The 18,117-nt window shown below is 61.3% G+C and carries 17 protein-coding genes; 8 read left to right on the top strand and 9 right to left on the bottom strand.

Annotated elements, in window-relative coordinates:
* Positions 1-28: 28 nt before the first annotated feature.
* Positions 29-559: a curli production assembly/transport protein CsgE gene (locus HOP53_RS18420; RefSeq protein WP_234271357.1), complete on the bottom strand. Its 531-nt coding sequence runs from the start codon at positions 557-559 to the stop codon at positions 29-31.
* 20 nt (positions 560-579) lie between these two features.
* Positions 580-1,284, bottom strand: coding sequence for a LuxR C-terminal-related transcriptional regulator (locus tag HOP53_RS18415; RefSeq protein WP_234271356.1), 705 nt, complete (start codon positions 1,282-1,284; stop codon positions 580-582).
* Positions 1,285-2,249: 965 nt separating this feature from the next.
* On the opposite strand from HOP53_RS18415, the gene HOP53_RS18410 reads away from it, so the two are divergent.
* From HOP53_RS18410 to HOP53_RS18395, 4 genes are all read left to right on the top strand, one after another.
* Positions 2,250-3,437, top strand: a complete 1,188-nt coding sequence (locus tag HOP53_RS18410; protein ID WP_234271355.1) for a hypothetical protein — start codon at positions 2,250-2,252, stop codon at positions 3,435-3,437.
* Between the two features lie 98 nt (positions 3,438-3,535).
* Positions 3,536-3,901 carry a hypothetical protein gene (locus tag HOP53_RS18405; protein WP_234271354.1) on the top strand — a complete coding sequence of 122 codons (366 nt, stop codon included), beginning with the start codon at positions 3,536-3,538 and terminating at the stop codon, positions 3,899-3,901.
* Positions 3,902-3,931: 30 nt separating this feature from the next.
* Positions 3,932-4,630: a C39 family peptidase gene (locus tag HOP53_RS18400; protein WP_234271353.1), complete on the top strand. Its 699-nt coding sequence runs from the start codon at positions 3,932-3,934 to the stop codon at positions 4,628-4,630.
* Positions 4,631-4,632: 2 nt separating this feature from the next.
* Positions 4,633-5,256 carry a hypothetical protein gene (locus HOP53_RS18395; RefSeq protein ID WP_234271352.1) on the top strand — a complete coding sequence of 208 codons (624 nt, stop codon included), beginning with the start codon at positions 4,633-4,635 and terminating at the stop codon, positions 5,254-5,256.
* A 73-nt stretch (positions 5,257-5,329) separates the two neighbouring features.
* On the opposite strand, the gene HOP53_RS18390 is transcribed toward HOP53_RS18395, so the two are convergent.
* From HOP53_RS18390 to HOP53_RS18375, 4 genes are all read right to left on the bottom strand, one after another.
* The gene (locus HOP53_RS18390) at positions 5,330-6,424 is read right to left on the bottom strand and encodes a transporter (protein ID WP_234271351.1); all 1,095 of its coding nucleotides are present in this window, start codon (positions 6,422-6,424) and stop codon (positions 5,330-5,332) included.
* Between the two features lie 43 nt (positions 6,425-6,467).
* Positions 6,468-7,820 (bottom strand): sigma-54 interaction domain-containing protein, encoded by a 1,353-nt coding sequence (locus HOP53_RS18385; protein ID WP_234271350.1) that lies wholly within the window; start codon positions 7,818-7,820, stop codon positions 6,468-6,470.
* A 50-nt stretch (positions 7,821-7,870) separates the two neighbouring features.
* Positions 7,871-8,539, bottom strand: coding sequence for a LuxR C-terminal-related transcriptional regulator (locus tag HOP53_RS18380; RefSeq protein WP_234271349.1), 669 nt, complete (start codon positions 8,537-8,539; stop codon positions 7,871-7,873).
* A gap of 688 nt (positions 8,540-9,227) precedes the next feature.
* Positions 9,228-10,610, bottom strand: a complete 1,383-nt coding sequence (locus HOP53_RS18375; protein WP_234271348.1) for a sigma-54 dependent transcriptional regulator — start codon at positions 10,608-10,610, stop codon at positions 9,228-9,230.
* Positions 10,611-11,032: 422 nt separating this feature from the next.
* Here HOP53_RS18375 and rdgB point away from each other — a divergent pair, with 422 nt between their 5' ends.
* From rdgB to HOP53_RS18355, 4 genes are all read left to right on the top strand, one after another.
* A complete protein-coding gene (gene rdgB, locus HOP53_RS18370) occupies positions 11,033-11,644 on the top strand; it encodes an RdgB/HAM1 family non-canonical purine NTP pyrophosphatase (RefSeq protein WP_234271347.1) in 612 nt (203 codons plus the stop codon).
* Positions 11,644-12,846 (top strand): radical SAM family heme chaperone HemW, encoded by a 1,203-nt coding sequence (gene hemW, locus HOP53_RS18365; protein WP_234271346.1) that lies wholly within the window; start codon positions 11,644-11,646, stop codon positions 12,844-12,846. The genes rdgB and hemW overlap by 1 nt, the downstream gene beginning before the upstream one ends.
* 28 nt (positions 12,847-12,874) lie before the next feature.
* On the top strand, positions 12,875-13,552 hold the full coding sequence (locus HOP53_RS18360; RefSeq protein ID WP_234271345.1) for a YiaD family glycine zipper/OmpA-like lipoprotein: 678 nt from the start codon (positions 12,875-12,877) through the stop codon (positions 13,550-13,552).
* Between the two features lie 91 nt (positions 13,553-13,643).
* Positions 13,644-14,489, top strand: a complete 846-nt coding sequence (locus tag HOP53_RS18355) for a 23S rRNA (adenine(2030)-N(6))-methyltransferase RlmJ (protein ID WP_234271344.1) — start codon at positions 13,644-13,646, stop codon at positions 14,487-14,489.
* A 5-nt stretch (positions 14,490-14,494) separates the two neighbouring features.
* On the opposite strand, the gene mnmE is transcribed toward HOP53_RS18355, so the two are convergent.
* The 3 genes from mnmE to rnpA all read right to left on the bottom strand — a co-directional run bounded on the left by mnmE (position 14,495) and on the right by rnpA (position 18,116).
* Positions 14,495-15,865, bottom strand: coding sequence for a tRNA uridine-5-carboxymethylaminomethyl(34) synthesis GTPase MnmE (mnmE, locus tag HOP53_RS18350; RefSeq protein ID WP_234271343.1), 1,371 nt, complete (start codon positions 15,863-15,865; stop codon positions 14,495-14,497).
* Between the two features lie 76 nt (positions 15,866-15,941).
* Positions 15,942-17,627 carry a membrane protein insertase YidC gene (gene yidC, locus HOP53_RS18345; RefSeq protein ID WP_234271342.1) on the bottom strand — a complete coding sequence of 562 codons (1,686 nt, stop codon included), beginning with the start codon at positions 17,625-17,627 and terminating at the stop codon, positions 15,942-15,944.
* Between the two features lie 117 nt (positions 17,628-17,744).
* Positions 17,745-18,116 carry a ribonuclease P protein component gene (rnpA, locus tag HOP53_RS18340; protein WP_234271341.1) on the bottom strand — a complete coding sequence of 124 codons (372 nt, stop codon included), beginning with the start codon at positions 18,114-18,116 and terminating at the stop codon, positions 17,745-17,747.
* Between the last annotated feature and the right edge of the window lies 1 nt (position 18,117).

The following is an 18,117-nucleotide window of genomic DNA, read 5'->3' as shown; positions in this document are numbered from 1 at the left end:
CTCCTTCTTGTGACGTTGGCTCTTTCCGCTAGATCTCGTCGTCAGCCAGGTCCGGGTCGCTCTCCAGCGCCTGCATGATGCTGCGCTGTACCAGCAGCTGCTCCACCTGCTCAGCGGCTGCCTCGGCATACCGGTCGATGTCACTCTGTCTGGGTGGCAATGTCGCCTGGAACAGAATGCGATTGTTCTCCGATACCCAGATTTGGCTTCCCCAGCGTGCGTCGGGCCGTTCGTGCACGGACAGTGTCGTGCTGGTCAAGATATGGCTGTCTTGACTTAACTGGCTGAAACGCCGGTAAAACGTCTTCCCCATCATGGTAATGGTGCGGTCGACGATGACGCCTGACAGGCCTGGCTCGCCGAGACGAAATTGGCGGGACAATGCTTCTCCGGCCTCTTCTTCTTCCAGGCGCTCTTCCTCTATGGCGCTTTGGGGTGGCTGCGACTCACCCGGGATCGTCGGTAGATGTGGTGCTGGGGCTTGAGACTCCGCCAAGGCAAGGGATCCATACATGATCAGGACGATGCCCACTGCCGGTGTCTTGGGGATGAAAGCCATGGCGATAGCCCGCTCTCTTGTCAGTGTCTGGGTGAGGTTCTTTCGTAACGCTGAAGTGATAAGGGGGGAGGGGGGCCCAGGTTTTGCCTGGCCCAGTTCACTGCCTGTATGCGATTGCTGACATTGATCTTTCTAAATATATTGTAGAGGTGAGACTTGACCGTGTGCTCACTCACAAAGAGTATTTCGGCAATTTTCGTATTGGATGCGCCCGAGCCCAGCAGTCCGATGATTTCCAGTTCGCGTTGGGTGATGCCACAGACAGGACGATAGCAGTTGAACTGCTGACGTCGGTAAAACTCTATCAGTCGTGTCATCAGCGCACGCGACATCCACAGATCACCATGGAGAAGGCTCTGAATGCCTTTACAGATCAGCTCGAGGCTGTCGCTGCGGTAGAAGACGCCCTTGAGCTGCATGAAGCTGAGCAGCTGTGCAGCATGCTCTTCATCCCTGAGATTGAATGCAGTCAGTACCCATTGAGGCTGGTTATGGTACTGAGACTGCCATGCCTGCAGATCCGTTTCATCGAGATGATCGATATCGAGCAGCACGACGTTGCAAGCCTCTCCTCCTTCACCCACGATCCTGGTGGCTTCCCTAGATGAGTTAGGTGAGACGATGCTCAAGTTGCGTTGCAATTCCTGGTAGATGTAGTTGACGAAAAGCTGGGTCTGAGGGTTGACTTCGGTAGCTAGCAGGACGATCCCTTTACCTGTTTCCATGCTTGAATTCTCCTTATGTACCTGACTTTCCTGGTGTGATATTTCCAAGCCCCGATGAAAAGGGTACGGGGAAGCCTCGTCCAAGAAAGCCAGTTTGTAAATCTATGTTACAGCATGGTTCCTTTAGTGTACAGATGCTGATTTTTCTCATGCTCGTTGATAAATTGCTTATAAAACATAAGGATATAATAATTATTGCTTATTCTGTCATGAGTACAATGAAAGCAAAAACGGGGATGAATGAATTTTTTTCACATTTTCGGTGTTATGTTACATTACGGTAACCTGTCGATGTTCGTCATGCCGCACCTCAGGCCTTTTTTCATGCTCTGTATCGGCTATCAGCCAGGATGCTGCCATCTTCCATGTACTGCCTCACCGGAGCCGGCAGGTACGGGTTCAATTCTTCCTGCTGCGATATTGGGAATTTGATACTCGGGTGCTGCTCTTCTGGTAGTGCTGGCCCAGCGACTACAGTTCCTTGGGCCATGCAGATAAAGGTCTGTCGCGTTTAGCCCGACAGCTGACAATGTAGTGTTCCGATAAAATTCTTCGAGGCATCAATGGGTTAATTTTTTAAGTGCCATTGTGTAATGAAGTTGGGACATCGCGTGGTTTCCGTAGCTGTCTGAATGTGAGGCTGTTTTCCAAGGAAAGCCTGCCTTTGTTATTTTTCCTGTTAACGCTGCGATACGGTTTTTGTTATTTTGTGTCTTTCACGCTTCTCGTTTTCCTTGTGCTGGCTCATGGTGCCCGCTCTTCAATCCTTTATTTTATTGATTCATATACCTGTATTTAACCATCGGCATAAAACATGCGATTGACTCCCCGACCGTTAGCTCCATGCTTTCGACGGAAGTGGAGAGGGGACCGGGAAGGTATTCCCGAGAAGAGTCCGGCCGAAAAGCGTCAGCCAACTTGGTCATTTTCTGGAAGTCATCATCATGCATGAAGGGAGATGTACCATGAAAAAGTATTACGTAATCGCGGGGTCATCGCTGCTGGCACTGGTGCTGGCCATTTCCAATGCGCATGCCAACCCCAGCTCGGGAGCCGCCGAGTCCGTCGACCAGCAAGTCAATTCGTCCGCCAAGGCGATCGGAGGCAGTGGAGGCAACAGCTATGGCGGTAACGGTGGGAGCGGGGGCAGTAATGACAGCTCCGCCGGTTCCGGTGCCTGGAACAACGCCAGTGATATGGACGATGGAGCCGACGCCGGGAGTGAGGCAACGATTTCTTCCAGCAGCAATGCCTGGGGTGGCGCAGGTAGCGGTGGTGCCGGCGGGTTTGGCGGTGCCGGCGGTGCTGCTGGTAATGGTGGCGATGCCTGGGCCATGAGCGAGTCCTACAATACCAGCACCAGCGTCGTGGCGATTCAGGATCTCCAGTCCACCGTCACCGGTGCACGTATCAATATCAATGCCGGCGACGGCACGCGCGGCGGTTCCGGCGCCAGCGGTGGCGATGCCTTGGCCATCAGTGCCGGCGTGGGCGTCGGTGGTGCCGGCGGAAGCGGCTACGGCGGCGACGGCGGTCATTCAGTGGCGGTTGGCGGTGATGGCAGTGACGGCGGTGATGGCACTGGCCTGGGTCTGGGCTTGGGCCTGGGCGCCGGTCAGGGCGGCGACGCCGATGGCAGCAACAGCAGCGGTGGTGCCGGCAGCAGTTCCTATGGCGGTATCGCCGGCACAGGTACCTGGGCTGAAGACGATGCGGGGGGTGGCAACAGCTCATCGGCAGGCGGCAGCAGCAATGGTGACACAACGGCTTCGCCGACAGTTGCAGGTGGCACAGGTGGTGCCGGCACAGGCACTGGTAGCGGCACCGGCAATGGAACCGGCACCGGTGGCGCAGGCGGTAACGGTGGCGATGCCTTGGCCGGCAATGGCGGTAGCTCAACCGGTAACGGCGGCGGCGGTGGCGGCGGTACCGGGACTGGCGGTGATGCCAATGCCTATGCCGGCAACGGCGGCAATGGCGGTGCCGGTGGCAACGGCGGCAATGCCTCCCTCGTTACCGGCGGTGCCTCGATGGCAGCCGGTGCCGGGACCTTTGGCGGCATCGCCAACATGAACCTCTCCACCGGTATCTACAACTCGCAGCTTGCAGGTACCAACGTGGCGGCACACAGCAACGTGCATATCGGCAACTGATGGCTCCGAGAGGCCACAGCCACGGGCCGGCGGTGACTCCGCCGGCCCTGTTCGACCTTGGGATAGCCTGGATAGAAAGCCGAAGAGGAAGTGCGGCCATGAAACGAATCGGGCAGGGAGTCGGTATTACATTACTGATGGGACTGGGGGCAGTCAGCTCCCTGGCGCTGGCGGACGCGCATGCGACAGGGTTCGCCGAGCTGCAGCACATCGACGCCAGTGAACTCGAGACCGTCTCGGGTAGAGAGGGTTTCCGCGATCTGGTGAACGTACAGAGCATCCAGAGCCTGGAGTCGGCGGCAAAGGGGGCGTCCTTCTCGGCCGATACCATCGTCTCTGGCAATATCACCATCGAGGCCAATGCCATGGACAGGATTTCGGGTATCACCTTGATGAACCTCATGACGGGGCATGCCAATGCCGTCTCGACGGGGGTCAGCATCAGTATCTATGCCCCCCAGTAGGGGCGCGAGACGGCAAGGGGGGGAAGAACCATGCGCTGGCTGAGTGTGCCGTCATTGTGTCTCGTCACACTGCTGCAGACTTTGCCGTCGCAGGCGGGGGTGACGATAGCGCTGAATGGCGGCTTCGGTTCGCTGACGGTTCCGGCCAGGAGCCATCAGGAGATGCGCTGGGACGGTGTCGTCGCCCAGCAGTATGACTACAGCTGCGGTGCGGCATCGGTTGCCACGCTGCTGACCTACCACTACGACAGGCCGACCTCCGAAGCCGAGGTGTTCGAGGCGATGATTCATGCCGGCGAGGTGGAGCACATCAAGGAGCACGGCTTCTCCATGCTCGACATGAAACGCTATCTGGACGCCCAAGGGCTGCAATCGGACGGCTTTCGCGTGGGGCTCGACGATCTTGCGCGCATCGGAATTCCCGCCATCACGCTGATCAACACCGGCGGTTACCGCCACTTCGTCGTCATCAAGGGGATGGATGACGGAGCCGTGCTGGTGGGGGACCCCGCGGTAGGTACGGTGGCGGTGCCGAAGGACCACTTCGAGTCGATCTGGAGCGGCCTGGTGCTGGGCGCACGAGCCGAAACGGAAATTGCCAGAGCCAACTTCAACCATGTGCGTGACTGGCAGATTCGCCCATCGGCTCCCGTCGGCAAGGGTATCGGTCGTGCCGACGTCGCCTCGATGCTGCTGCAGCTGCCCGCCATCAATGAACTGGGACGATAGAAATGAAAGCACGCCGATTCCCCAGGAAGACGCAAGCCCGTCATCCGGCATGCGCAGCCGGATTCCGCGTTCTCGGTTGGATATGCATCGCCTCGCTATGGGTCACCAGTTCCACGCTCCAGGCGGCCGATTTTTCTCGCCTGCCACCTCTCGACGAGGTGGAGCTCGAGGAGCTGAGAGGAGGGTTTCAGCTGGCAGGGCTCGACATGAGCTTCGGCGCCACGCTGCAGACCCTGGTCGACAACGTGCGCATGGATACCGTGTTCGTCATCCATCCCACCGGGGCGGAAATGGTGTCGCAGACCGTCAGCCAGCAAGGAGCGATAGAAGGCCAGGTGGTCAGTCGGGTAGGTCAGGGCAGCGGCAATACCATCATGGAGCTGACACCGAACGGCATCAGTCTGGTCGGCATGCAGGATCTCACCGGGCTGGTGGTGAACGATACCAAGGGCTTCACCTCGGTATTCCACTCGGTCACCAAGAACGCCATTCTCGGCAGCGTGGTCAGCGACGCTTCGGAGCGGGACATCCAACAGCGGCTCGACATTGGCGTGCAGATCAATAACCTGCCCGCGCTGCGGGCAGCGCAGCAGCGTCACGCCATTACCGAATCCTTGGCACGCTGAACCCTATCTCAGTCATCACGTGGGTCGGTGCCCGGCACCGACCCACGTCCACGTTTCCGACCCACGCTCTCGTCTACCATCTCGACAATGCATTGGTGCCGAAGGGTACCCGCAGGGTCATCACGGTATTGGGGGCGTCGTCTGTGACACCCAGCTCCAGCCCCAGATTGACCGAGACGTCCGGGTTGAGCTGGTAGGACCAGCCCAGCAGCAGCGAGCCGACGTTCAGCGTGCGTGAGCTCTGGGTAGAGGTGCGCCCATCTTGAAAATAGGTGGTCTTGGTCCTGTCGATAAAATCGTTCTTGAAGCCCAGGGTGAAGGAGGCGCGCGGATTGATGGCGTAGGCCATGCCGAAGCTGAGCCGCACCGCATCGCCCGGATCGACCTTGGCGATACGTAATTCATCGGTGATCTGAGTGTCGACGTTGTCGCTCAAGTTGTAGAGATAGCCGAGGTTGGCGAAGAACACCGCCGGGTCGGAGGGGAACAGCGCCGTGATGCTGGGCTCGATGGCGTGGAAACCTGAGCCGGTGGCCAGCTCCTGTTCGATGCCGTCGGAGTCTCGAGCAATATCGAAGGGGCCGTCTCCCGTGGTGGTCTTGTAGCGCAGGTTGCCGACGAAGAAGGGCCAGCCGTTATGGCCGCGGTTGAGCTGATAGCGAGCAGTGAGCTCGATATCCCCCAGGCCGTTTCCCGATAGGTCGCGGTCAATGTCGAAGCTATCGTCTCCTACTGTGGGAACCGTGGCTCTCAGAGTGTCGTCTCGGTAGACGTAGGGTACCTTGAGCTCCAGCTCTAGCCGGTCGGTGACGCCCAGGCGGCCGGTCAGGGCGGCCGTCCAGATGTCGCGCTCGGCCTCCTCGGCGCTGAACACCCCGATCAGCAGGGTGCTGAGAATCTCGATACCGCGAAACGTCAGTCGATTGACCCCCGAATGGGAATACTGCAGGGAGGGCTCGATGACCAGGCGACCGCGTGGCGTCAGCACGCCGCCGATATCGGCGATGGCCTGCACTTCGGGCTGCTGCGGCTGCTCCGCCGCCGGCGCCTGGCCCACGGGGGAGGTGATGCCACCGGGTGCTGTCGTCTGCTGGGCGGCCACTGTGTGAGACAAGGCCAGCCCCAGGCCAACTGCGGCGGCCAACCGTGTGGTTATTCTTCTGCTCATGATTTCGCTTCCCTCGCTGGCTGGTTCCAAGGAACCGGTGTGATCAGGACCGATCGTCAAGGCGCTGGATGTCGTGCTTGTCCATCAGGCGATACAGCGTGACGCGAGAGACCCCTAGCTCCCGCGATGCGCGCGCGATGTTGTATCGGCTTCGCTTGAGGGCGTTGACGATGGTGGTGCGTTCCACCTGTTGGCGTATCTCCTCCAATGACAGTGGGCGTTGTGGTCGGTCCGGGTTACCGATGGGGAGGTCCGTGGCTTCGATGTATGGCTTATCCGACATGAGCATGGCGCGACACACGGTGTTCATCAGCTCACGGATATTGCCCGGCCAGTCATGCTCGCGAAGCAGGCGCATGGCCTGAGTACTGACTCCCTTCAGGCCAGGCGGTCGGTATTGCTTGAAGCGTTCGAAGAAGAGTTCGACCAGCGGCTCGATATCCTGCTTGCGCTCCCGCAGCGGTGGCATCTCGATCTCGAGCACGTTGAGGCGGTAGAAGAGGTCTTGCCGAAAATGCCCCTCCTCTGCCAGCAACGTCACGTCCCGGTTGGTTGCTGCAATGATGCGCACGTCTGTCTGGGTTTCCCGGTGGCTGCCCAGGCGCGATATGCTGCCGCTCTCGATGAAGCGCAAAAAATTGGCTTGAAGGTCATAGGGAAGCTCGCTGATCTCGTCCAGGAACAGGGTGCCACCCGACGCGGCCTCGATCTTTCCCATGCGGCGATCGTGGGCGTCGGTAAAGGCTCCTTTCTCGTAGCCGAACAACTCGGACTGGATCAGATTGGGTGGAATCGCACCGCAGTTGACGGCTATGAAGGGGGCCTTGGCACGGGCAGACAGTTCATGGATGGCTCTCGCCGCAAGTTCCTTGCCGGTACCCGATTCACCGGTGATGAAAACCGGCGCATCGACGCCGGCGACGACCTGGATCTGCTCGATGACGCGACGCATGCATGGTGCACGGCTGACCATTCGTTTGCCGGACACCAGTAGCGGTGGACGTTCCCTCGCGCTGGCGGCTATGGCGTGCCGCCTGACGACATGCAGCAGCAGACAGTGCAGGCCGGGAATGTCGTTGGGCGGGTGTACGCTGTGAAACAGCTGACCCAGCGCGTACCGAACTTTCGGGTGCGTGGAGCGCTGGGGATCGATCAATGCCACCCACTCGAAGTCGCTGGCGGCGATGAGCTTTTCCACCGCCGGCAGGGCGTCAAGGTCGTCATTCTCGAGGTACAGGAGTCCGGCACGCAATAGCCTAGTCGGACTGAGCTGAGATGCCGTCTCGGGATCCTCGCATTGTGTTACTCGGTAGCCATGAGCGCTCAGTGCGTCCAGCATGTCCCGGGACCGGGCAGGTTTCCGGTCCACCAGTATTACGTGGGGGTGCGTCTCCATGACCTGTATCCCTATCGGTGCACTCCTGAGGGGTATCGCGCCGGGTCATATCAATGTCGTGTTTCGCGCTTGTAGCTCGGGGGAACGCTGAACAGGTTGCGCCGAGCCCAGTTCATGGCCTGCAGCCGGTTGTGTACCTTGATTTTCCTGAAAATGTTGTAGAGATGCGATTTCACCGTATGCTCGCTGACGAACAGCTTCTCGGCGATTTCTGCGTTGGTGGCACCGGTGCCGAGCAGGCCGATGATTTCCAGCTCACGCTGCGTCAGGCCGCAGGCCGGCCGATACGAATTCATCTGCTGGCGCCGAAGCAACTGAATCATTCGTGACATCAGCGCGCGGGACATCCATAGGCTACCGCTCTGCAGGGCCTCGATTCCCTTGCAGATCAGCTCGACGCTGTCGTTGCGGTAGAATATCCCTTGAAGATTGAGCGATGAAAGCAGCTCTACGGCATGGTCTTCGCCACGTACATTGAAAGCGGCAAGGCTGATATTGTCTTTGCCATCCACTGCCGCCTGCCATTTCTGCATGCCGGCCTCGCTCAGATGATCCAGGTCGAGAATGACCAGAATGTTGTCCACTGTTAAATCCGGCATAGCCTCCGTTTCGGTGGCCGTTACCGCGTGCCCCAGCTGTTGTTGAAGGTGCTCGATAAACAGCTTGGACTGGGGGTTGATATCAGTTACGAGCAGGATTCGAGACTGCTGACTGGCCATTGTTCCCACCCTCCCTTGCATTCGTTTTTATAAATGTAAAAAAGTGTAAGTGCGCGACTGGTCTCTGGAGTCTCGGACAAAAAGTGAGAATGCGTTAATACGTTTTTTGCATTGCTTTATGAAGACTTATTCCATTTGGATTTAACGTTTCATACTCGTTACAGCGTAGCAGTCAGCCGTAGTCCTCCTGCCGAGGCATTCTTACCCTCATAGGTTGGTATGAAAATCTCTTTTACATCAGCTGTTTGGAAAATACTTGTCCATGAATTCCCACTAGCTTGTTAAGCCAGGTACCTAGTCGTCGTTTTTTGTCAGTAGTACTAGATCCATGCATGCGGTCTGGCTCATATCATGCTTCTTTTTCCAAGGGGTTTCTCAGCCCTGGTTCCGTGTTGCGTACACCTTTCTGCTGTCGCGATTTCTTGTAATCGATTCAAAACAATGCGTTATGGGCTCAATATGGACATTGATCAGTACCAGACGAGTCACGCGGAGGACGAGTCGATGAACACTCGCATCGCCGACAGCGCCAGCACCGGAAAAGTCTAGTAACTGGCCCAGATGGGTAAGCACGCCATGCTGACCGCGTCCTTTTCGCTGTGGCCCGGTGTGCTCCTGTCGCCGCCTTGGGTGTAGGTGGGATTTTCCTTGCCGATGAAGCGAGTTCCTCAGCATGGTGCGGACCCGATCAGGTGGCGGAGAGGGAGATGGCTTGCTCGTTCTTGCGCCCCAGTTGATGCTTCTCCATCAGGCGATAGAGGGTCACTCGGGATACGCCCAGCTCGTCGGCCGCTTTCTTGACCTTGTGCTTGTGGCGGTTCAAGGCGCCGATCAGAGCTTCTTTGTCGGCGCAGTTGCGAGCCTCCTCCAGCGTGATGGCATGGCGGATCGAGGCGCGCCGCTCCAGTCCCAGGTCCGTCGGCTTGACCAATCGCTGTTCACACATGACCATGGCGCGGCGTACCCGGTTGATCAGTTCGCGGATGTTGCCTGGCCAGTGGTACTGGCGCATCAGCGCCAGTGCCTCCAGGCTGAAACCGCGAACTTTCATCGACTTCTCCTCGATGAACTTGTTGAAGAAGTAGCGAGCCAGGATCTCGATGTCCTCCTGACGTTCACGCAAAGGGGGGATATTGACCCGCAGTACGTTGAGGCGGTGGAAGAGATCTTCACGGAATCGACCCTTCTCGACGGCTTTCTCGAGGTCGATATGTGTTGCCGAGAGTACCCGGACATCGACGTGGATCTCATCCAGGGCGCCGATGCGTTGAATGGTCTTCTCCTCCAGGAAGCGCAGCAGGTTGACCTGCAGCTCGAGGGGAAGGTCACCGATCTCGTCCAGAAACAGCGTGCCACCTGCGGCCGCCTCGATTTGGCCGATCTTCTGTTGGCTGGCCCCGGTGAAGGCCCCCTTTTCGTGGCCGAAAAGCTCGGACTGGATCAAGCTGCCGGGAAGTGCCCCGCAATTGACGGTAATGAAGGGTGCCGAAGCACGCGGTGAGCGTTCGTGGATGGCCCGGGCGGCAAGCTCCTTGCCCGTTCCCGACTCACCGCTGATGAAGACCGGGGCATCGACCAAGGCGACCCGGCGTATGGTCTCGAATACCTTGTGCATGGCCGGTACGGTGCCGACCATTCCGAATTCGGCCCGTGGGAGCACCACGGATGCAGCCGCCTCCGAACGCAGCCGCTTCATGACCACGGCATGCTGCATCAGACAGTCGATTTGATCGATGTCCACCGGCTCCGGCTGGTAGGCCATGAAAAGATCACCCAGCGTTCTGCACAGTAGCGGGTCGTCCAGTTCCGGCTCACCCAGTAGTGCCATCCATTCCATGTCCGAGCGAACGACCAGTCGCTCGACCCGCTTCAGATCGCTGATGCCGCTGTCGTGCAGGCAGAAGATACCTGCTTCGTGCTCACCTTCGACCAGCCGAGACTCCGCCTGGGCCAGCGTGCCTGCCGTGCTGACGTTCCACCCCTTGTCCGTCATGCGTTGTATCAGCCGCTGCTGGCCACTGCCTAACGTGCCCACCATCAAGAGCCTTGCCTTGTTCTCCATCTTATCCATTGTCGCTCGTCCCTTTCGATTCCTTCGACATTGAAGCAAGCGTTGTTTTCTTTTCATTACAAATAGAGTGCTATTGCTAGATCTTTTTTTCGCTGGTCTTACGCCATAAGCCAACAGAAAGATGAATTTATTATTTCCTATTACAAGGATTTTTCATGTAAATCAGTGAGATGCCAATCGGATAGACGCTTGAAAAGCGATGATGCCTGGTTTCTCGTCAACCTCTGTAGCGGCGAAGCTTCTGGATAGATTGTAAAGATAGGTTACAGGTTCGTTTTCTACAAGCCTCGGTGGGTTATGTGCCGAACCGATTTGCTTGCGGCTTGCGGCTTCCCTCTTTATTCGCAGCGGTTCTGCTTCGGCCCGCCACCCGCCTCGTGTAAAATATGTCCCGGTGACAACGACCTGCCCAAGGAGCCATCGTGACATCTACGGACGAACTGGTATTGGCCAGCGGTAACCCTGGCAAGATTCGGGAGTTCGGCCAGCTTTTCGCGTCCCTCGGGTTACGCATCAGACCCCAGTCCAATTTCGGCGTGGTCGACGTCGAGGAGACCGGTCTGACCTTCGTCGAGAATGCGCTGCTCAAGGCGCGCGAAGCCAGCCGGGCCAGTGGCCTGCCGGCACTGGCAGACGACTCCGGACTCGAGGTGGATGCCCTGGCGGGGCAGCCGGGCATCTACTCGGCCCGCTTTGCCGGCGAACCCAAGAGCGATCAACGCAACAATGCCAAGCTGCTCGAGTCCCTGAAGGGGGTAACCGGGAGCGACCGTAGCGCACGCTACTGGTGTGCGCTGGTCTATCTGCGTCACGCCGACGATCCGGTGCCGCTGATCGTGCAGCGTAGCTGGGAAGGTGAGATCCTCGAGCAGCCGCGCGGCGAGGGCGGCTTCGGCTATGACCCGCTGTTCTGGCTGCCGTCGCTGGGCAAGAGCGTGGCGGAACTCGATGCCGAGGAGAAAAATCGCCTGAGCCACCGTGGCCGAGCCCTCGAGGCCATGTTGGCGGCCCTGCGCGAAACGTCACGCCGCTGATGCCCACTTCGCCTCCAGATACACCCTGGCTGCCGCCCTTGGCGCTCTACGTCCACGTGCCCTGGTGCGTGCGCAAGTGCCCCTACTGCGACTTCAACTCCCATGGCGTGGGCCGTGGTGCGGCGCTGCCCGAAGCGGAGTACCTGGCCGCCCTGCTGGCCGATCTCGACGCCGACCTACCGCTGGCCGCGGGCCGCCCGCTGGTCAGCATCTTCATCGGCGGGGGAACGCCGAGCCTGATGTCGGCGGAATTCTATGCGCGCTTCTTCGATGCCCTGGCGCAGCGGCTGCCGCTGGCCGAAGACATCGAGATCACTCTGGAGGCCAACCCCGGCACCCTGGAGCGCGGTCGCTTCCAGGGGTATCGTCAGGCCGGTATCAACCGGCTCTCGCTCGGCGTGCAGAGCTTCCAGTCGGCTCAGTTGAGCGCGCTGGGGCGCATTCACAGCGGCGACGATGCGGTGGCTGCGGTGGCGGAGGCGCGTGTCGCCGGGTTCGACAACCTCAACCTCGACTTGATGCACGGTCTCCCTGACCAGACTCCGGCGCTGGCCCTGGCCGATCTGGAGCGTGCTCTGGCGCTGGAGCCGGAGCACCTCTCCTGGTATCAGCTCACCCTCGAGCCCAACACCGAATTTCACTCGCATCCGCCGGTTCTGCCCCACGAGGAGGTGCTGTGGGACATCCAGGACCTGGGCCACGAACGGCTCGAGGCGGCGGGCATGACGCGCTACGAGATTTCCGCCTACGCGCGGCCCGGGCGGCGCTCGCGACACAACCTCAACTACTGGCGCTTCGGTGATTACCTGGGCATCGGTGCCGGCAGCCACGGCAAACTCAGTATCGCCGAAGGCGAGTCGGGGCGGTTGCACATCGAGCGGCGCTGGAAGACGCGCCAGCCCGAGGCCTATCTGCGGCGCCGCGAGGATCCCCGGGGCTTCGTTGCCGGCCGCGGCGAGGTCGGCGACGACGAGCTGCCGCTGGAGTTCGCCATGAATGCGCTGCGCCTCGTCGACGGGGTCGCCATGGCGGACTGGGCGGCGCATACCGGTCGCCCGCGCACGCTGCTCGGTGAACGGCTCGTGGCGGCACGTAAAAAAGGACTTCTGGTGGAAGATGCGCAAAGGCTTCAGGCTTCGCCCCAAGGTCTATTATTCTTGAACGAGCTGCTGGCGCTCGTGAGTGAAGCTGGCACAGAATGAGCTCGTTCCCCTGATCCGGAGATTGTCCATGTTCAAAGCGTCTCGACTCATTGCCCCTCTTGCCGCTGCCATCCTGCTCGTTGGCTGCGCAACGACCGACCCCTACTCGGGCCAGACCCAGCGCTCCAGCACCGTTACCGGAGCAGGTGTCGGGGCGGCCGTGGGTGCCGCCGCCGGGGCGCTCTCGGGTAGCGGCAGCACCAGCCGCCGCGATCGGGCACTGATCGGCGCGGCCGTGGGTGCCGCGGCGGGTGCCGGTATCGGCGCCTACATGGATCGCCAGGAACAGCAGCTGCGCGAGAGCATGCAAGGCACCGGTGTCGAGGTAGAGCGTCGTGGCGACGACATCGTGCTCAACATGCCCAGCAGCGTGACCTTCGGCTTCGACTCCAGCGAGCTGACCGTGCAGGCGCGCAACGCCCTCAACGACGTAGCCAACGTGCTGACCCAGTACACCGATACCCGGGTCAACATCGCCGGTCATACCGACAGCACCGGCAGTGTCAGCTACAACCAGCGTCTTTCCGAGCGTCGTGCCGAGTCGGTGGGCAACTACCTGGCCCAGTCCGGCGTGGCGCGCAATCGCCTCTACATGACCGGCTACGGCCCCAGCCAGCCGATTGCCACCAACGCAACCGAAGAGGGCCGCGCCCAGAACCGTCGCGTCGAGATCACCCTGACTCCTATCGAGTCGCAGTTCCAGTAAGCACGACGTATCCGTGGCGTCGACAGGCCCGTCATCGCTCAGGTGACGGGCCTGTGCATTTTCGTTCCGTACCAGCCGAAGGCGATTCGCCATGCTCTCCTATCAGCATGCCTACCATGCCGGCAATTTCGCCGACGTCCACAAGCACCTCACCCTCTACGCAGTCATCGATCATCTGCTGCGCAAGAGTTCGCCGATCACCTTCTTCGATACCCATGCCGGTCGCGGCCTCTATCCGCTGAAGGCGAGCGAGACCCAGCGCCTGGGCGAGTATCGCAACGGCGTGTTGCCGCTGTGGCAGGCGCGAGAGTCGCTGAGCGACGAGCCGTTGCTGGCCGGCTGGCTGGAGGCGATCGCCGCTTTGCAGCCCCTTGCCGGCCGCCTCGAACACTACCCGGGCTCGCCCTGGTGGCTGAGCCAGCGGCTGCGGCGGGACGACCGTTTGCAGCTGTTCGAGCTGCATCCAGGGGAGCACGAGCATCTGACGCAGCAGGCGCTACCGGCCAACGTGCGGCGCATCCACGCCGATGGCCTGGCGGGGCTGAGCGCCGCGCTGCCGGTGGCCACGCCCAGGGTGTGCGCACTGCTCGACCCCAGCTATGAACTGAAGGCCGAGTACGCCGAAGTGGCCGAGAGCGTGCTCGGCGCCATGCGCAAGGCGCGCCATGCGGTGGTGCTGGTGTGGTATCCGCTGCTTCCTGCGGCGCGTCATCTCGAACTGCTGGAGCGGCTGCGCGACGGCGGCCTGCGCAAGATCTGGCGCAGCGAACTGATGTTGCGCGATCCGGGCGAGGAGCGCGGCATGTACGGCAGCGGCATGCTGGTGGTGAACCCGCCCTGGGGGCTGGACGAGCGCCTTGCCGCCGCCATGGCGCGGGTCACGTCGCGGCTGAGCGAGACCAGCCGCTACCGGGCCGACTGGTGGGTGGGGGAGTAGGGCGGCTACTTGCCGATGCAGAAGCTGCCGAAGATCTCTCCCAGCAGGTCGTCGGCGCTGAACTCGCCGGTGATCTCGCCCAGCGCCTGCTGGGCATCGCGCAGGTCTTCCGCCAGCAGTTCGCCGGCGCCGTAGCCCGATAGCTGCTCCTCGCCGTTGGTAAGCGCTTGCTGCGCCCGGTCCAGGGCGTCCAGATGACGGCGCCGGGCCGAGAAGCGTCCCTCCGTGGTGGCGGTGAATCCCATCACCGCCTTGAGATGCGCCTTGAGGCTCTCCAGGCCTGCCCCGGTGCGGGCCGACAGGCGGATCACCGGGGTGGCGTCGGCGCCGTCGTAGCCGGCCTGCTCCTGGCTGGTATCGATCTTGTTGCGCACCAGGGTCAGGCGGTTCGGGTCGGGCAGGCGGGCGACGAACTCCGGCCAGATCGCCATGGGATCGGTCGCCGCGGTGGTGGCGGCATCCACCAGCAGCAGTACGCGGTCGGCCTTTTCGATCTCGGCCCAGGCCCGGGCCACGCCGATCTGTTCCACTGCGTCCGGCGTGTCGCGCAGTCCCGCGGTATCGATCACGTGCAGCGGCATGCCGTCCAGATGAATGTGTTCACGCAGCACGTCGCGAGTGGTGCCAGCGATATCGGTGACGATGGCGGTCTCCTGTTCGGTGAGGGCGTTGAGCAGGCTCGACTTGCCGGCATTGGGCCGCCCGGCGATCACCACGTTCATGCCTTCACGCATCAGCGCCCCCTGGCCGGCGGCGGTGCGCACCTCGGCTAGCTCCGCCTGCACCGCGGCAAGCATCTCGGCGACCCGGCCGTCGGCCAGGAAGTCGATCTCCTCCTCGGGGAAGTCGATGGCCGCCTCGACGTACATGCGCAGCTCGATGAGCTTGTCCACCAGGCTCGCCACCCGGCGCGAGAACTCCCCCTGTAGCGAGCGCAGGGCGTTCTCGGCGGCGCTTCTCGAACTGGCCTCGATCAGGTCGGCGATGGCCTCGGCCTGAGCCAGGTCGAGCTTGTCGTTGAGAAAGGCGCGTTCGGAGAACTCCCCCGGGCGGGCCAGGCGGGCACCGAGCTGAACGCAGCGCTCCAGCAGCAGGTCCATGATCACCGGTCCGCCGTGCCCCTGCAGCTCGAGCACGTCCTCGCCGGTGAAGGAGTGCGGCCCGGCAAAATAGAGGGCAATGCCTTCGTCGATGATGCCGGCAGCGCCATGGAAGGGGCCGTAGTGGGCGCGGCGCTGCTCCGGGAGGTGACCCACCACGGCCTCGGCGATCGTGGCGCACAGAGGGCCCGAGACGCGAATGATACCGACCCCGCCGCGCCCTGGCGGCGTGGCCAGCGCGGCGATGGTGTCCTGATGGTAGAGCCGCTCGGCCATGCGCTTTTTCCTCGCTGATGAGCCCCAAACGCCGGACCCCTGCCGAGGCAGGGGTCCAGGTAGTGCCGCGACAGGGTTACTTGGTCTTCAAGCCCTTGCCGACGCTGGGGTCGTTCTCGATCTTGCGGGTGATGGCATACTGCTGCGCGATCGAGATGATGTTGTTGACCACCCAGTAGATCACCAGGCCTGCCGGGAACCACAGGAAGAAGAAGGTGAAGACGATAGGCAGCATCTTCATGATCTTCGCCTGCATGGGGTCCGGAGGCGTCGGGTTGAGCAGCTGCTGCACGTACATCGACACGCCCATCAGGATCGGCAGGATGAAGAAGGGGTCCTTCATCGACAGATCCTGGATCCAGAACATGAAGGGCGCGTGGCGCAGCTCCACCGACTCCAGCAGCATCCAGTAGAGGGCGATAAACACCGGCATCTGCACCAGGATCGGCAGGCAGCCGCCCAGAGGATTGATCTTCTCCTTCTGGTAGAACTTCATCATCTCCTGGGACATCTTCTGGCGATCATCGCCATACTGCTCCTTCAGGCGCTGCATCTCCGGGCCCAGCTTGCGCATGCGGGCCATCGACTTGTAGGCCTTGGCGGAGAGCGGCCACATGGCCAGCTTGACCAGGATGGTCAGGAAGACGATGGACCAGCCCCAGTTGCCCACCAGGTTATGGATCTGGTCGAGCAGCCAGAACAGCGGGTTGGCGATGAACCACAGCCAGCCGTAATCGACGGTCAGGCGCAGATGCGGAGCGACCTGCTCGAGATAATCCTGAACCTTGGGGCCCACGTAGAGTGTGGCACCCAGGCGCGCCTCTCCGTCTGCCGCCACCGTGGTCACCGGGCCGGCGAATGCCGCGACGTTGCGGTTGCGCGAGTCGGTGGTGGCGTACTGCAGGTTCTGCTGGTTCTGGGGCGGTGCCCAGGCCGAGACGAAATAGTGCTGGATGATCGCGACCCAGCCGCCCTGGACGTCGCGGTTGTTGAAACGACCGCGCTGGATGTCGTCGAAATCGACCTTCTGGTACCGCTCGTCCGGCGATGAGTAGGCCGCACCCAGATAGGAGCTCATGCCCAGCGCAACGCCCGCCGAGGGATCGGGGCTGTTGTCCCTGGCCAGCTGACCGATGAAACGGGCGGTGACCGGCGCTTCGGTGTTGTTGGCCAGGTAGTAGCTGACCTCGACCGCATAGCTGCCGCGCTCGAAGGAGAAGCGCTTGATCACGTCGACGCCGTTCACTTCGCCGTGCAGGTCCACGTCGAGGCGACCCTCGCCGTCGGCCAGGCGATAGCTGGTGTTCTCCGGAGAGAAGCTGATGCGTCCACCTTGGCCGTCCAGCTGCAGGCCCGAGCGGGCCACATAGCTGCGTGTCTCGCTGTCCGAGAGCAGCACGTAGGGGCGGTCCGAGCCCAGCGTCATGCGATGGCGGGGCAGTGCCGCATAAACGATGTCTCCCCCCTGGGGATCGATGCGCACGTCGAGCACGTCGGTCACCACGGCGACCAGGTCGCGGGCGCTGGTCGGCTCGGCAGATTCCGCCGGCATGTCGCCGGTCATCTCCTGCTCCGCCTGGGGGGCGGCAGGCACGGCCAGCGCGTCGTCATCGGGCGCTTGCGTGTCCCCAGGGGCCGGGGCGGTGATGGTGGGAGCATCTGGCTCAGGAGCAACCTGGCCATAATCCTGGTTCCACTGTACCACCAGCAGGTAGGTGAGCACGGCCAGTGGAATCAGCAATAGGAGTCGTTTTACGTCCATGAGGGTTCTGCCCGGTGGGTAGTGAACATGCCGCTGGAACGAGATCCGCTGCCATGTGAAAGAGGGCGACAGCCTGCCGAGGCAGGCCATCGAAGCGGAGACTAACACCGCATCCGGTCAGGAGGTCATCGACTTCTGCGCGTCACGCTCCAGGCGCCGCCACATGCCGAAAAGCTGGCGATGCAGCGTGGCCTTGTCCAGTTCGCTCGCGCCGCGACGTGCCAGCAGGACGATATCCACGGCGGGTAATGAGCCCTGGCGCAGGCGTAAGGACTCGCGCGCCACACGCTTCAGGCAGTTGCGATCCACGGCTCTGCGGACGTTCTTCTTGCTGATGACCAGGCCAAGGCGGGGGTGGTCCAGTCCATTTGGGCACGCCAGGGCCATCAGCCCCTTGCCATGTACCTTGAGTGCCGCGTGATCGAAAACGTTTCGATAATCCCCGGCTGTCAGCAATCGCAGCTGTTTGGGGAAACCATGACCGGACACG

The organism is Billgrantia ethanolica, from assembly GCF_021404305.1.
GTDB classification, from domain to species: domain Bacteria; phylum Pseudomonadota; class Gammaproteobacteria; order Pseudomonadales; family Halomonadaceae; genus Halomonas; species Halomonas ethanolica.
Note: the sequence above shows the minus strand (reverse complement) of the source record. Positions and strands in the feature narration are given on the sequence as shown.